The sequence below is a fragment of the Pseudomonas sp. LSJ-87 genome (assembly GCF_032971465.1).
GTDB lineage: Bacteria > Pseudomonadota > Gammaproteobacteria > Pseudomonadales > Pseudomonadaceae > Aquipseudomonas > Aquipseudomonas putida_Z.
Map to the genome: position 1 here is coordinate 87,894 of NZ_JAWJYQ010000029.1, position 13,723 is coordinate 101,616.

The 13,723-nt window shown below is 63.3% G+C and carries 12 protein-coding genes; 3 read left to right on the forward strand and 9 right to left on the reverse strand.

Features of this window, described 5'->3' with window-relative positions:
• Positions 1–119 precede the first annotated feature (119 nt).
• The 8 genes from RYH74_RS18125 to RYH74_RS18160 all read right to left on the reverse strand — a co-directional run bounded on the left by RYH74_RS18125 (position 120) and on the right by RYH74_RS18160 (position 10,014).
• A complete protein-coding gene (locus RYH74_RS18125; protein ID WP_015268718.1) occupies positions 120–2,042 on the reverse strand; it encodes a PrkA family serine protein kinase in 1,923 nt (640 codons plus the stop codon).
• 283 nt (positions 2,043–2,325) lie between these two features.
• Positions 2,326–2,655, reverse strand: coding sequence for a thiosulfate sulfurtransferase GlpE (gene glpE, locus RYH74_RS18130; RefSeq protein ID WP_025337456.1), 330 nt, complete (start codon positions 2,653–2,655; stop codon positions 2,326–2,328).
• 14 nt (positions 2,656–2,669) lie between these two features.
• Positions 2,670–3,536: a symmetrical bis(5'-nucleosyl)-tetraphosphatase gene (locus tag RYH74_RS18135; RefSeq protein WP_317409860.1), complete on the reverse strand. Its 867-nt coding sequence runs from the start codon at positions 3,534–3,536 to the stop codon at positions 2,670–2,672.
• Positions 3,536–3,916 carry a Co2+/Mg2+ efflux protein ApaG gene (apaG, locus tag RYH74_RS18140; RefSeq protein ID WP_012270198.1) on the reverse strand — a complete coding sequence of 127 codons (381 nt, stop codon included), beginning with the start codon at positions 3,914–3,916 and terminating at the stop codon, positions 3,536–3,538. The genes RYH74_RS18135 and apaG overlap by 1 nt, the downstream gene beginning before the upstream one ends.
• Before the next feature lie 207 nt (positions 3,917–4,123).
• Positions 4,124–4,924 carry a 16S rRNA (adenine(1518)-N(6)/adenine(1519)-N(6))-dimethyltransferase RsmA gene (gene rsmA, locus RYH74_RS18145; RefSeq protein WP_075044407.1) on the reverse strand — a complete coding sequence of 267 codons (801 nt, stop codon included), beginning with the start codon at positions 4,922–4,924 and terminating at the stop codon, positions 4,124–4,126.
• Positions 4,921–5,910: a 4-hydroxythreonine-4-phosphate dehydrogenase PdxA gene (pdxA, locus tag RYH74_RS18150; protein ID WP_075044408.1), complete on the reverse strand. Its 990-nt coding sequence runs from the start codon at positions 5,908–5,910 to the stop codon at positions 4,921–4,923. Before pdxA ends, rsmA begins: the two co-directional genes overlap by 4 nt.
• The gene (locus RYH74_RS18155; protein ID WP_015268722.1) at positions 5,907–7,226 is read right to left on the reverse strand and encodes a peptidylprolyl isomerase; all 1,320 of its coding nucleotides are present in this window, start codon (positions 7,224–7,226) and stop codon (positions 5,907–5,909) included. Before RYH74_RS18155 ends, pdxA begins: the two co-directional genes overlap by 4 nt.
• Positions 7,207–10,014 (reverse strand): LPS-assembly protein LptD, encoded by a 2,808-nt coding sequence (locus RYH74_RS18160; RefSeq protein WP_317409861.1) that lies wholly within the window; start codon positions 10,012–10,014, stop codon positions 7,207–7,209. The genes RYH74_RS18155 and RYH74_RS18160 overlap by 20 nt, the downstream gene beginning before the upstream one ends.
• Before the next feature lie 130 nt (positions 10,015–10,144).
• On the opposite strand from RYH74_RS18160, the gene RYH74_RS18165 reads away from it, so the two are divergent.
• The 3 genes from RYH74_RS18165 to RYH74_RS18175 are packed head-to-tail and all read left to right on the forward strand — an operon-like array spanning position 10,145 to position 12,601.
• Positions 10,145–11,164: an aminoglycoside phosphotransferase family protein gene (locus tag RYH74_RS18165; protein ID WP_286100916.1), complete on the forward strand. Its 1,020-nt coding sequence runs from the start codon at positions 10,145–10,147 to the stop codon at positions 11,162–11,164.
• A complete protein-coding gene (murU, locus tag RYH74_RS18170; protein ID WP_286100917.1) occupies positions 11,161–11,832 on the forward strand; it encodes an N-acetylmuramate alpha-1-phosphate uridylyltransferase MurU in 672 nt (223 codons plus the stop codon). Before RYH74_RS18165 ends, murU begins: the two co-directional genes overlap by 4 nt.
• Before the next feature lies 1 nt (position 11,833).
• Positions 11,834–12,601: a TerB family tellurite resistance protein gene (locus RYH74_RS18175; protein WP_025337464.1), complete on the forward strand. Its 768-nt coding sequence runs from the start codon at positions 11,834–11,836 to the stop codon at positions 12,599–12,601.
• Positions 12,602–12,709: 108 nt separating this feature from the next.
• Here RYH74_RS18175 and RYH74_RS18180 read toward each other — a convergent pair whose 3' ends face one another.
• Positions 12,710–13,708, reverse strand: a complete 999-nt coding sequence (locus RYH74_RS18180) for an alpha/beta hydrolase family protein (RefSeq protein WP_286100918.1) — start codon at positions 13,706–13,708, stop codon at positions 12,710–12,712.
• Between the last annotated feature and the right edge of the window lie 15 nt (positions 13,709–13,723).

Here is a 13,723-nt window from a genome sequence, read left to right on the forward strand (position 1 = left end):
TAGCTGGGAACAGCTGCACGCTTCAAGCTACGAGCTGCTGCACGTAAAGGCAGCAAAGCAGCTGCCGCCGCCCAGGGCTGGCATAGCAGCCCTGGGCGCGCGGTAGGTAGCTTGTCGCTTTATTGCGATTTCCTGACCCGCAGGTACCATTCCGACAGCAGACGAACCTGTTTGTCGGTGTAGCCACGCTCCACCATCCGTGTGACGAAGTCGTTGTGTTTCTGTTGGTCCTCCTTGCTTGCCTTGGCGTTGAAGCTGATGACCGGCAGCAGGTCCTCGGTGTTGGAGAACATTTTCTTCTCGATCACCACCCGCAGCTTTTCGTAGCTCAGCCAGCTCGGGTTCTTGCCATTGTTGTTGGCCCGGGCACGCAGCACGAAGTTGACGATTTCGTTGCGGAAATCTTTCGGGTTGCTGATGCCGGCCGGCTTCTCGATCTTCTCCAGTTCTTCGTTGAGGGCGATACGGTTGAGGATTTCGCCGGTTTCCGGGTCGCGGTATTCCTGGTCCTGGATCCAGAAGTCTGCGTACAGCACGTAGCGGTCGAAGATGTTCTGGCCGTATTCGCTGTAGGACTCCAGGTAGGCGGTCTGGATTTCCTTGCCGATGAACTCGATGTAGCGCGGGGCCAGGTACTCCTTCAGGTAGCGCAGGTAGCGTTCGCGCACCTCGGCCGGGAACTGTTCCTGCTCGATCTGCTGCTCCAGCACATACAGCAGGTGCACCGGGTTGGCGGCCACTTCATGCGGGTCGAAGTTGAACACCTTGGACAGGATCTTGAAGGCGAAGCGGGTCGACAGGCCGTTCATGCCTTCATCGACGCCGGCGGCATCGCGGTACTCCTGGATCGACTTGGCCTTCGGATCGGTGTCCTTGAGGTTTTCCCCATCGTACACCCGCATCTTCGAATAGATGTTGGAGTTTTCCGGCTCTTTCAGGCGCGATAGTACGGTGAACTGGGCGAGCATCTTCAGCGTGTCTGGTGCGCAGTGGGCCTTGGCCAGCGAACTGTTGATCAGCAGCTTGTCGTAGATCTTGATTTCGTCGCTGACGCGCAGGCAGTACGGCACCTTGACGATGTAGATCCGGTCGATGAACGCCTCGTTGTTCTTGTTGTTACGGAAGGTGTGCCACTCCGATTCGTTGGAGTGGGCCAGCAGAATCCCGGAGTAGGGGATGGCGCCGAGGCCTTCGGTACTGTTGTAGTTGCCTTCCTGGGTGGCGGTGAGCAACGGGTGCAGGACCTTGATCGGTGCCTTGAACATCTCGACGAATTCCATCAGGCCCTGGTTGGCCCGGCACAGCGCGCCCGAATAGGCATAGGCGTCGGCGTCGTTCTGCGGGAATTCCTCGAGCTTGCGGATATCCACCTTGCCGACCAGCGCCGAAATGTCCTGGTTGTTTTCGTCGCCGGGTTCGGTCTTGGCGATGGCGATCTGGTTGAGGATCGACGGGTACAGCTTCACTACCTTGAACTTGCTGATGTCGCCGCCGAACTCCTGCAGGCGCTTGGTGGCCCAGGGCGACATGATGGTGTTCAGGTAGCGCCGCGGGATGCCGAACTCTTCCTCGAGAATGGCCCCGTCTTCGGTGGCGTTGAACAAGCCCAGGGGCGACTCGAATACCGGCGAGCCCTTGATGGCGTAGAACGGCACCTTTTCCATCAGCTGCTTGAGTTTCTCGGCCAGCGACGACTTACCGCCGCCCACCGGGCCCAGCAGATAGAGGATCTGTTTCTTTTCCTCCAGGCCTTGGGCGGCGTGGCGGAAGTAGGACACGATCTGGTCGATGCACTCTTCCATGCCATGGAAGTCGGCAAAGGCCGGATAGCGGCGGATAACCTTGTTGGAGAAGATTCGCGACAGTCTGGAGTTGGTTGAGGTGTCGATCAGCTCCGGCTCACCGATGGCCAGCAACAGCCGTTCGGCCGCCGATGCGTAGGCACTGCGATCCTCTTTGCACAGCTCGAGGTACTCCTGCAGCGAGAGTTCTTCCTGGCGCGTAGACTCGAAACGTTGTTGGAAGTGGCTAAAAATACTCATGACGTCACCTCGCTCGATACGTGGAGACGACGCCGGATCAGTCAGCTGATGCTGGCATGCAACCGGGGTTGCCGATTGCTGTATACCCCCCAGAACACCCTGTAACGCTACCGATGACCCGCACGCCGGTGTACCGGCTCTCCCCTTTTTCTGGATGGCCTGCGCTTAAGAATAGTTGGTTATCCGCAAGGTCAAGGGCGAGGGGCGGAGAAGTTGCGAACGACCGTTCGTCAGATAAGCCGCAAGCCCGCATGGGGCGCGGGCTGCAGTAAAAATGAAAAAATTATTCGGCAGTGCCCTGGGCGGTTTCGGCCGGGTAGGTGGCGCGCCACAGCTCAAAGCCGCCGTCGACGCTGTATACGTCCGAGAAGCCTTGTCCCACCAGATAGGCCGCAGCGCTCTGGCTGGAATTGCCGTGGTAGCACACCACCAGGGTTGGGGCATCGAGGTCGGCATTGCGGATGAACTCGGCGACCGAATGGTTATCCAGATGCTTGGCACCGGTGATGTGGCCGGCGGCAAAGGCCTGCGGGTCGCGAATGTCGACGACTACCGCACCTTGCGCGCGCAGGGCCAGGGCCTGTTCGGGAGGGATGCGCTTGAATTCGCTCATGGGTACGGCTTCCTTCAGGATTGATCGTTCAGTGTAGGCGTTTGGGTGGGGTGGCGTAAGTTGCCGTCGTCGCTGCAGTCACAACGGTGGTATTCGCCGCTGTCGACGTTGTACAGGGTCATGGCACCGCCCCACACGCAACCGGTGTCCAGGGCGATGATGCCGGGCTCGTCGACCTGCCCCTGCAAGGCGGCCCAGTGGCCGAAGATGATCTTCACGTGGCGTGAGCGGCGGCCTTTGTGTGCGTACCAGGGCTTGTAGCCCTTGGGGGCGGTATCCAGGCCTTCCTTGCTCTTGAGGTCGAGCTTGCCCTCGGCGGTGCAGAAGCGCATGCGTGTGAGGCAGTTGGTGATGACCCGCAGGCGTTCGATGCCGCTGAGGTTCTTGCTCCACTTGTTCGGCTCGTTGCCGTACATGCCGTCCAGGTACAGTTTCAGGCGCTCGTCGTCGCGCAGCACTTCCTCGACCTCGGCGGCCAGCTCCAGGGCTTTGCCCAAGGTCCATTGCGGTGGAATGCCGGCGTGAACCAGGGCAATGCCACGGGGTTCGTCGTAATGCAGCAGCTTTTGCTGGCGCAGCCAGTCGAACAGCTGGTCGGCGTCCGGCGCTTCGATGATCTCGCGCAGGGTGTCGCTTTTCTTCAGGCGTTCGACGTTGTGCCAGGCGGCCAGCAGGTGCAGGTCATGGTTGCCCAGCACGCACACCAGCGACTGGCGGATCGAATAAAGGAAGCGCAGGGTTTCCAGTGACTCGGGGCCGCGGTTGACCAGGTCGCCGACCAGCCACAGGCGGTCGACGGCGGGGTTGAAGTTGACCCGTTCGAGCAGGCACTTGAGTGGCTGCAGGCAGCCCTGCAGGTCACCGACGGCGTAGGTAGCCATCAGTGCAGCGCCCCGGGCACCGCCAGGCGGAAGGGGGCGATCTCGGCATCGAAGCGTTTGCCGTCTTCGGCGAACATCTGGTAGCTGCCCTGCATGGTGCCCACGCGGGTGCTGATGACCGCGCCGCTGCTGTAGGTATGGCTCTGGCCCGGGTCGATATTGGGCTGCTGGCCGACCACGCCGGCGCCACGCACCTCCTCGACCTCGCCGTCACCGTTGGTGATCAGCCAGTGGCGCGACAGCAGCTTGGCCTTGAGCGAGCCATTGTTTTGCACGGTGATGGTGTAGGCGAAAGCGAAACGACTGTTTTCGGGGTCGGATTGTTCTTTGAGGTAGCGGGTCACGACGCTGACGTCGATCTGATAGCGGGGGTCGGACATGCAAGGGCCTTGGGCGAACTGACGCAATAATGCAGTCTAGGCCATTGGGAGGGGGGAGGGCCAGCGGTGGAAGGGCTTGGGGATCTGTGCTGTCAGTGCTGGCCCTATCGCCGGCAAGCCGGCTCCCACAGGTGAAGCACAGGCCTCGAGTGCTGTGGAGTACCTGTGGGAGCCGGCTTGCCGGCGATAGGGCCGGTACAGGAGATATCAGGCTTGTAGGTCAGCCAACTGGTCAGCCAGGCGCACGAAGGCGGCCAGGTCCAGCTGTTCAGGGCGCAGGCTGCCGTCCACGCCGGCAGCTTCGATGGCGGCGCTGTCGAGCAGGCCTTTCATGGTGTTGCGCAGGGTCTTGCGGCGCTGGTTGAAGGCTTCGCGTACCACCTGCTCCAGCAGCTTTGCGTCCTTGGCCGGGTACGGCAGCACTTCGTGCGGCACCAGGCGGACGATGGCCGAGTCCACTTTCGGCGGCGGGTTGAAGGCGCCAGGGCCAACGTTGAACAGGTGCTCGACCCGGCAGTGGTACTGCACCATGATCGACAAACGCCCCCAGTCACCACCGCCAGGGCCGGCGGCCATGCGCTCGACCACTTCCTTCTGCAGCATGAAGTGCATGTCGCGTATCAGCCCGGCATGGCTGAGCAGGTGGAAGATCAGTGGAGTGGAGATGTTGTAGGGCAGGTTGCCCACCACCTTGAGGCTGCGCGGTGGCACGCCCAGCTGGTTGAAGTCGAACTTCAGGGCGTCGCCCTGGTGCAGGCGGAAATTGTTGCGACCGGCGAACTTGTGCTGCAGGATCGGCACCAGGTCCTTGTCCAGTTCCACCACGTCCAGCTGTGCCCCGCTGCCCAGCAGGCCTTCGGTCAGGGCGCCCTGGCCGGGGCCGATTTCCAGCAGATGTTCGCCGGCCTTGGCGTTGATGGCACGCAGGATGCGGTCGATGATGCCGGCGTCGTGCAGGAAGTTCTGGCCGAAGCGCTTGCGCGCCCGGTGTTGGTATTGCTCGTTCATGGTCGGTTCTCGGCCATCTGGTAGGCGGTTTCCAGCGCGACGCGCAGGCTGCCGGTGTCGACCTTGCCGGTGCCGGCCAGGTCCAGGGCGGTGCCGTGGTCGACCGATGTGCGGATGATCGGCAGGCCCAGGGTCACGTTGACTGCAGCGCCGAAGCCTTTGTACTTGAGTACAGGCAGGCCCTGGTCGTGGTACATCGCCAGCACCGCATCGCAGTGCTCCAGATATTTGGGGGTAAACAGGGTATCGGCCGGCAGCGGCCCGCGCAGGTCCATGCCTTCGGTGCGCAGGCGGGCCAGGGTCGGCTCGATGATGTCGATTTCCTCGCGGCCCAGGTGGCCGCCCTCGCCCGCGTGCGGGTTGAGGCCGCACACCAGGATACGCGGGTTGGCAATGCCGAACTTGTCGCGCATGTCGGCATGCAGGATACGGGTTACACGCTCGACGCGCTCGGCAGTGATGGCGTCGGCAATGTCGCGCAGCGGCAGGTGTGTGGTCACCAGGGCCACGCGCAGGCCACGGGTGGCCAGCATCATCACCACTTGCGCGGTGTGGGTCAGCTCGGCAAGGAATTCGGTATGCCCGGAGAAGGCGATACCGCTTTCGTTGATCACGCCCTTGTGTACAGGAGCGGTGATCATCCCGGCGAAGTGCCCGTCCAGGCAGCCTTGCCCGGCACGGGTCAGGGTTTCCAGCACGAACGCGGCATTCGCCTTGTCGAGCTGGCCCGGTACTACCGGGGCCGCCAGGGGGGTATCCCAGACGTACAGGCTACCCGCTGGCGCCGGCTGCTCGGGCCATAGGCCCGGGGCTACCGGCAGCAGGTTGACGGCCAGCCCCAGCTGCGTGGCCCGCTCGGCGAGCAGGTCACGGCTGGTGATGGCGATCAGGGGGTGGGGCTGGGCGTCTGCGGCGAGCAGCAGGCACAGGTCGGGGCCTATGCCGGCTGGCTCGCCGGGAGTGACGGCGAAGCGCAGGGGCTTCACTGGGCGGCCTGGTCAGCGCCAGGCAGCTTGATTTCAACGTAGGCCTCGTCGCGGATCTGGCGCAGCCAGGTCTGCAGCTCTTCGTCGTACTTGCGGTTGCGCAGTACGTTCATGGCCTGCTGCTCACGAGCCTGCTCGGTGCTGTCGGTGGCGCGACGGCCCAGCACTTCCAGGACATGCCAGCCGTACTGGGTCTTGAACGGACGGGTGACTTCGCCTTGGGCGGCGTTGGCCATCTGCTCGCGGAACTCCGGTACCAGGCTGTTCGGGTCAACCCAGTTGAGGTCGCCGCCGTTAAGCGCCGAACCCGGGTCTTCCGAGAAGCTCTTGGCCAGCTCGCCGAAGTCTTCGCCGTTCTTGATGCGCTCGTACAGGCGCTCGGCCAGTTGCTCGGTAGCAGCCTCGCTGCGGATCTCGCTAGGCTTGATCAGGATGTGGCGAACGTGCACTTCGTCACGCAGCACGTTCTCGCTGCCACCGCGCTTCTCCTCGAGCTTGAGAATGATGAAGCCGTTGGGGATGCGGATAGGCTGGGTAATTTCGCCAACCGGCATGCTGCTGAGCATCTTGGCGAAATCTGGTGGCAGCTGGCCGGCTTTACGCCAGCCCATCTCGCCGCCTTCCAGGGCGTTTTCGCTGGCGGAGCGGGCAATGGCCATCTGGCCGAAGTCCGCGCCCTGCTTGAGCTGCTGGTACACATCGCCAACCTGGCGCGCGGCGGCCTGGATGGCTTCCGAGTTGGCCGCTTCCGGGGTCGGGATCAGGATGTTGGCCAGGCGGTACTCTTCCGACATCTGCATCTTGCCAAGGTCGGAGTTGAGGAAGTTCTTCACTTCCTGCTCGGACACCTGGATGCGCTCGGCCACGCGGCGCTGGCGCACGCGGCTGATGATCATCTCGCGCTTGACCTGCTCGCGGGCGTCGTCGAACGACATGCCGTCACGGGCCAGAGCGGCGCGGAACTGGTCAAGCGACATGCCGTTGCGCTGGGCAATGGTGCCCATGGCCTGGTTCAGCTCTTCGTCGGTGATGCGGATGCCGGAGCGTTCGCCGATCTGCAGTTGCAGGTTCTCGACGATCAGGCGTTCCAGTACCTGCTGGTCCAGAGCACCGGCAGGCGGCATGCCGCCGCCGCGCTTGGCGATGGTTTGCTGGACCTCGCGGACACGCTGGTCCAGTTGGCTTTGCATGACCACGTCGTTGTCGACGATGGCGACCACGCGATCAAGAGGTTGCACCGCGGCATGCACCGCGCCACTCAGCAATGCAACGCCCAGCAACGCCGGGCGCAGTCGATCAATAAGCTTGGTCTTCACGTTCACGGTAACCTTGAATGCCTTGGTCGAGGAAAGACTCGACCTTGTTGCCGACTACACCACCGAGGCCTTTCAGGACGATCTGAAGGAAGATGCCGTGGTCGCCTTTTTCGTTCGTCGGGAGTGCTTGGCTGAAGTCGTCGTAATCGATCCAGTAGCGGTTGATCAGGCGCAGCTTCCAGCAGCAGTTGTCGTACTCGAAACCGCCCATGGCTTCCAGGGTGCGGTTGCGGTTGTAGTCATGCTGCCAGCGAGCGATGACGCTCCACTGCGGAACGATCGGCCAGATGACCGAGAAGTCATGCTGCTGGATCTTGTAGTAGTCCTTCACGTAGTTAGGGCTGCCCGGGGTGCCATAGTCGCCGCCGCCTACTTTCCAGGTACCGGTCGTGGAGTCGTAGGCGATGGTGTCGTTACGGTAGCGATAACCGAGGTTGACCACCTTGTTCGGGTTGTCTTCAGGCTGGTAGTGGAACATCGCGCTGCCCGAGCGCGGGCTGCGGGTGTCCGGGTCCCAGTTGTAGGTTGAATTGAAGCGCCAGTCGCGGTTGAAGTAGTAGTTGTACAGCAGCGCGTAAGGCGACACATCGGACTGCGAGTCGGCGCGGGTGCGGTAGTCGATACCCGGCAGCTGGACTTTACGATCCTTGAAGTAGAACGCCTGGCCGATGCTGAAGTTCTGACGCTCGAAGCCGTTTTCTTCGATCCAGCGAGTAGTCACGCCCAGCGACAGCTTGTTTTCGTCGCCGACACGGTCGGTGCCACTGAAGCGATTTTCTCGGAACAAGGAGTCGTAGCTGAACAACGTTTCACCCGTGTCGAACAGCGGGATGTCCATCTGGTCCTTGTACGGGACGTAGAGATAGAACAGGCGCGGTTCGAGGGTCTGCTTGTAGTTCGTGCCGAACAGGGAGGTGTTGCGGTCGAAGTACAGGCCGCTGTCGACGCTGAAGATCGGGATATCGCGGTTCTGGGTGCTCGAGAAGTCGCCACGCAGGTCGCGGGTGGCTTGCGTAGCGCGGGCTAGGTCCCCCTTGCCTTCGCTGTCCAAGTCCAGGTCGTAATTGGTGTACATGTAGGTCAGCTTGGGCGTGACGTAGCCGTAGCTGGCGTTCATCGGCAGGCTGATGGACGGCGCGAGGTTCAGACGGGTACCGTTCGCCCTTGCGAGGCCAAAGATGTTCTCGTCAAGACGCTGGCCGTTGGCCCCGGCAGTGGTGTCAAGGTCTCCGTTTTCGTTGAAGACGGGACCTGTTTTCAAGTCGCGGTCAAAGCGCACAGCTTCGGTCTTGTAGCTGAAGTCGAAGCCTCCCGGATGGTACGGCAACATACCATTGAAGGTAACCTGCGGCAGACGATCATACGGCGTGATCTTCGAGATGGTCGCCATCTCGTAGGCATGTACGTTCAATCGCGCGGTGTAGCTGTCACCACGGTAGGTCAATGCACCTTGCTGATTGAGCAGGTCCTTGGACTCAACACCAATCTGGTCGGACTCGAGATCCTGGAAGTAGAACGGATCGCTGATGTCGGTGTAGTCCACTTCAGCCATCAGGCGCTCGTCCAAGCCACCCTTGTGCTGCCAGTTGACCATCCAGCGCTGTTCTTTGTAGTCAGTCTGGTCTTTGCGGTCGTCGTTCTTGTCGTTGAGGTACGCGCCACCGAACTGGCCTTCGCTGGAAGGCGTCAGGTAGCGGAACTCGCCTTCCATCAGCAGGCCGCGCTTGGTCATGTAGCGCGGGTACAACGTGGCGTCGTAGTTCGGCGCCAGGTTGAAGTAGTACGGCGTGACCAGCATGAAGCCGGTGTCGCTGGTGCTGCTGAACGATGGCGGCAGGAAGCCGGACTGGCGACGGTCGTCGATCGGGAAGTAGATGTACGGTGTGTAGAACACCGGGAAATCCTTGACCCGCAGCGTAACGTTGGTCGCGGTACCGAAACCGGTGGCCGGGTTCAGGGTGATGTTGTTGCCCTTCAGCTGCCAGGCGTTGCTGCCCGGTTCGCAGGTGGTGTACGTACCGTCCTTTAGACGGATGATGGCGTTCTCGCCACGCTTGGCGTACAGGGCACTGCCGCGGATGTGCGACTTGTGCATCACGTATTCGGCGTTGTCGACCTGGGCTTCGCCCGTGTCGAGCTGGATCTGTGCCTCGTCACCGACCACCAGCGAACCGTTGTCACGGATCTTGACGTTGCCCTTGAGCTCGCCACGGTTTTCGGTCTGGTAGAGGTTGGCCTCGTCGGCCTCGGCCTGCATGCTGCCCTGGCGCATCACCACGTCACCGGCGAGGGTAGCGATCTGCTGCTCCTGCTGGTACTTGGATACCTTGGCGTTGATGTAGGTCGGCGACTCGTCCTTCGGCGTGGTGTCGGCCATGCCCGGGCGGGTTGGCTCGATGTAGGCGCCACCGCAGTACGGGCCGGTTTCGGCCAGCTGTGCGGCAGTGAGCTTTTCACGCGGAACCCAGTCCAGGTGGCTGTAGTCTTCGCTACGCGACTTCAGGCCACGGCCCTTGGCCTCGGTGACCAGCATCGGCCGGTCCGCGGTTTCGCCTTCGCTCGCGGCTTCGGTGCCGGTGCTGACGGCAGCACCCTCGTGCACCGGGCGCGGCGGCAGGTTGTTGGCTGGGGTCTTGGGCTTGCAGTCCCAACCACCGGAGGCGGACACTTGGCAGTCGAACTGTTCGGCTGCCACCACGTAAGACGTGGCCAGAGGTTGCAGGGCCAGCAAACCGCCGGTTACCAGCAACGGAAACTTTCTACGAAACGCGGGGGATTTCAATGCCATCTTATTAGTCCGGGCTTCCTGCGTGCCATCTGCCCGCGTGTGGGGCCGCACGCCTCTCGATGGTCTGAAAAAGATGCTGGATAATAAAGCATGACCCGCTTGACGGCTAGGGCCGTCGGAGACCCTTGTAATGCCTGAACACGATGTACGCCTGCAACAACTGACGGTCTGGCTCGATGAGCAGCTCAATGATCTTTTCCGGAAAAACGCCTGGGGCGAAGTGCCCGCAGGCAGCCTGACCGCGGCCAGCAGCGATGCCAGCTTCCGTCGTTATTTCCGCTGGCAGGGCGCCGGCCACAGCTTCGTGATCATGGATGCACCACCTCCGCAGGAAAACTGCCGACCGTTCGTCGCCATCGACCACTTGTTGGCCAGCGCCGGCGTGCACGTGCCGCTGATCCATGCCCAGGACCTGGAGCGTGGCTTCCTGCTGCTGGGTGACCTGGGCCACCAGACATACCTTGATATCATTGATGCGGACAACGCCGACGGCCTGTTCGCTGATGCCATCGACGCGTTGCTGGCGTTCCAGCGCCTGCCGATGGACGCGCCGTTGCCCAGCTACGACGATGCGCTGCTGCGCCGTGAAGTCGAGTTGTTCCCGGAGTGGTACGTGGGCCGTGAGCTTGGCCTGGCCTTCAGCGATGCCCAGAAAGCCGCCTGGCAACGAATCAGCCAGTTGCTGATCGACAGCGCACTCACCCAGCCCAAGGTACTGGTGCACCGCGACTACATGCCGCGCAACCTGATGCAGAGCACGCCCAACCCCGGCGTGCTGGACTTCCAGGATGCCGTGTACGGCCCGGTCACCTACGACATCACCTGCCTGTTCAAGGACGCCTTCCTCAGTTGGCCGCAGGCGCGGGTCGAAGGCTGGCTGCGCGACTACTGGCAGAAGGCACAGGCTGCCGGCATCCCGGTGCAGGCCGACTTCGAGGCGTTCCAGCGTGCCAGCGACCTGATGGGTGTTCAGCGCCACCTGAAGGTGATCGGTATCTTCGCCCGTATCTGCCACCGCGACGGCAAACCCCGTTACCTGGGCGACGTGCCGCGCTTCTTCGCCTATATAGAAGAAGTGATCAGTCGCCGGCCCGAATTGGCGGAGCTGGGTGAGCTGATTGCCGAGCTGCAGGCCGGAGCGCGTGCATGAAGGCAATGATATTGGCAGCGGGCAAAGGCGAGCGCATGCGCCCGCTGACCCTGCACACCCCCAAGCCGCTGGTCCCGGTCGCCGGCCAGCCACTGATCGAGTATCACCTGCGGGCCCTGGCTGCGGCGGGCGTCACCGAGGTGGTGATCAACCATGCCTGGCTCGGCCAGCAGATCGAGGACCACCTGGGTGACGGCAGCCGTTTCGGCCTGAGCATCCGCTATTCGCCCGAAGGAGAGCCGCTGGAAACCGGCGGTGGCATCTTCAAGGCCCTGCCATTGCTGGGTGACGCGCCGTTCCTGTTGGTGAACGGCGATGTCTGGACCGACTACGACTTCGCGCGCCTGCAGGCTCCCCTGCAAGGCCTGGCCCATTTGGTGCTGGTCGATAACCCAGGCCATCACGGCCGCGGCGACTTCCGCCTGGTGGGCGAGCGGGTGGTCGATGGTGATGATGCCCCTGGCACGCTGACCTTCAGCGGCCTTTCGGTGCTGCACCCGGCGCTGTTCGAAGGCTGCCAGCCTGGCGCCTTCAAGCTGGCGCCGTTGCTGCGCCAGGCCATGGCTGCGGGCCAGGTCAGTGGCGAGCACTACCGTGGGCACTGGGTTGATGTCGGTACTATCGAGCGCCTGGCCGAGGCCGAGCGCCTGATCGGCGAGCGCGCCTGACATGTGGTGGCCAAGCACGGTGATTGGTGCCGGTGCCGGCTTTGCCGTTGCCAGCATCCCCGGGGCCTTGCTCGGCGCGTTGCTCGGCCAGGCCATGGACCGCCGCCTGCGATTGCAGGGCTGGGAGGACATGCGTGAGCGCCTGGGCGGGCGCCCGGCCTTGCAGGACGACGAGTTACTGTTCGTGATGCTCGGGCGCCTGGCCAAGTGCGATGGCCGGGTGGGCGAGCAGCATATCCAGCAGGCGCGCCAGGAGATGGTGCGCCTGGACCTGGCCGAAGCGGCCCGGCTGCGCGCGATTGCCGCGTTCAACCGTGGCAAGGCGGGCAAGGACAGGCTGAGTGGGCACCTGCGGCGCATTCGCCAGCAGCCGCATGCGGCCGAAGGCACCCTGCGTGCCTGTTGGCGCATGGTCTGGGCCGACGGCAAGATGGGCAACAAGGAGCGTGAACTGCTGCTGGACTGGGGGCAGAAACTGGGCCTGAGCCGGCGGCAGGTGCAAGCCATGTCGCTGGAGTACGAACCACGCAAGGCGGCGGGGCCGGAAGGGGTCGCCATGACCTATGCGGCGGCGTTGCGCTTGCTGGCGGTCGAGGCGGATACCGATGCCGACAAGGTCAAGCAGGCGTATCGTCGGCTGGTCAGCCGGCACCACCCGGACAAGCTGGCGGGCACTGGTGCCAGTGAGGCGCAGGTGCGTGAAGCGACCGAGCGGACCCGGGAGTTGCATCAGGCCTATGCAATGATCCGCAAGCGGCGCGGCCTTTGATGGCCCTATCGCCGGCAAGCCAGCTCCCACAGGTATTGCACTGACCCTGAACACTGTGGGGTACCTGTGGGAGCTGGCTTGCCGGCGATGGGGCCATCATGGCAAACCTTACCCCTGTGGGCTCATCCACCCCCGCACCCGGCGGAACAGTTGCTCCTGCTCGGCCACCTTGTTCCCCGGCATGGCAATCAGCGACAACTGCCGGTACTGGCTGTCCTTCTGCCGCTTGCTGGCCTGCAGGCGCTGCGCGGCTGCATTGCGGTCACTGCTGCGGGTGGCGTAGTAGATGTCGGCAGTCGGCACTTTCAAGGTCGGCGCCAGGCTTTCCAGGTCATGCTCCACCCGCGCCGGTGTCTGCGCGGCAACCATCACCAGTTTCTGCACCTGCGGTGGCTGTTTCTCGCTCAGGTAGCGGGCCGCCCAATACGCGCCGCTGCCATGGCCGATCAGCACGATGCTGCGGGCGTTGTGCTGCTGGGCAAAGGCCACCGCAGCATCCAGGCGGGCGAAAATGCGCTCGGCATCGGCCGGGTCGGTTTGCTCGCTGGCCTGTTTGGCGTCAGTGCTCTCTGCGGTGTCGGCATCGGCTGCGGTAGCCTGGGCGACGTTGGCATTGGCATCGGCCGGCATGTCCTTGGCCGGGGCGCTTTCGCCCTTGTCTGGCTGCGGCTCGGCAGCCGGCTTGGCCTCGACCCGCGCCTGTGGGCTGTCGGCGAGCAGGTCGGGCAGGCTGATGCTCAGGCTGTGCCAGCCGATATCGGGGAACTTCTGCCGCAGCGGGCCGACCGCATTTGGCCAGTCAGCCGTTTCGCCAGCCCCCGGGACGATGATGACCGCCCCCTGCGGGTCGCTGTCGTTGGCCGGTTTCCATAGGGCCAGGAAGCTGTCGGCACCGGCCTGCAGGGTCTGCTGTTCGGCCTTGGGCACCAGCCGCTCCAGCGCCTGGGCGTCCTCCTGGCTGCGCTCCAGCAGCGGCGGGCGAGGGGCTTGGGCAGCGGGTGCCTCGGTGGTGGTGGATGGTTTTTCGGCATCGGCGGCCAGGGCGCCGAGTGGAAGGATCGAGGCCAGGCAGCACATTGCCAGCGTCGTGCGATAAAGTGTGGACATGAGTCAACCCAGGGC

Excerpts from the sequence above, each read along its gene's own strand:
- RYH74_RS18125 (WP_015268718.1), bottom strand. The coding sequence starts at position 2,042 with ATGAGTATTTTTAGCCACTTCCAACAACGTTTCGAGTCTACGCGCCAG.
- RYH74_RS18180 (WP_286100918.1), bottom strand. The coding sequence starts at position 13,708 with ATGTCCACACTTTATCGCACGACGCTGGCAATGTGCTGCCTGGCCTCG.
- rsmA (WP_075044407.1), bottom strand. The coding sequence starts at position 4,924 with ATGAACGAGCAATACCAACACCGGGCGCGCAAGCGCTTCGGCCAGAAC.
- RYH74_RS18135 (WP_317409860.1), bottom strand. The coding sequence starts at position 3,536 with ATGGCTACCTACGCCGTCGGTGACCTGCAGGGCTGCCTGCAGCCACTC.
- murU (WP_286100917.1), top strand. The coding sequence starts at position 11,161 with ATGAAGGCAATGATATTGGCAGCGGGCAAAGGCGAGCGCATGCGCCCG.
- RYH74_RS18160 (WP_317409861.1), bottom strand. The coding sequence starts at position 10,014 with ATGGCATTGAAATCCCCCGCGTTTCGTAGAAAGTTTCCGTTGCTGGTA.
- RYH74_RS18175 (WP_025337464.1), top strand. The coding sequence starts at position 11,834 with ATGTGGTGGCCAAGCACGGTGATTGGTGCCGGTGCCGGCTTTGCCGTT.
- RYH74_RS18165 (WP_286100916.1), top strand. The coding sequence starts at position 10,145 with ATGCCTGAACACGATGTACGCCTGCAACAACTGACGGTCTGGCTCGAT.
- glpE (WP_025337456.1), bottom strand. The coding sequence starts at position 2,655 with ATGAGCGAATTCAAGCGCATCCCTCCCGAACAGGCCCTGGCCCTGCGC.
- apaG (WP_012270198.1), bottom strand. The coding sequence starts at position 3,916 with ATGTCCGACCCCCGCTATCAGATCGACGTCAGCGTCGTGACCCGCTAC.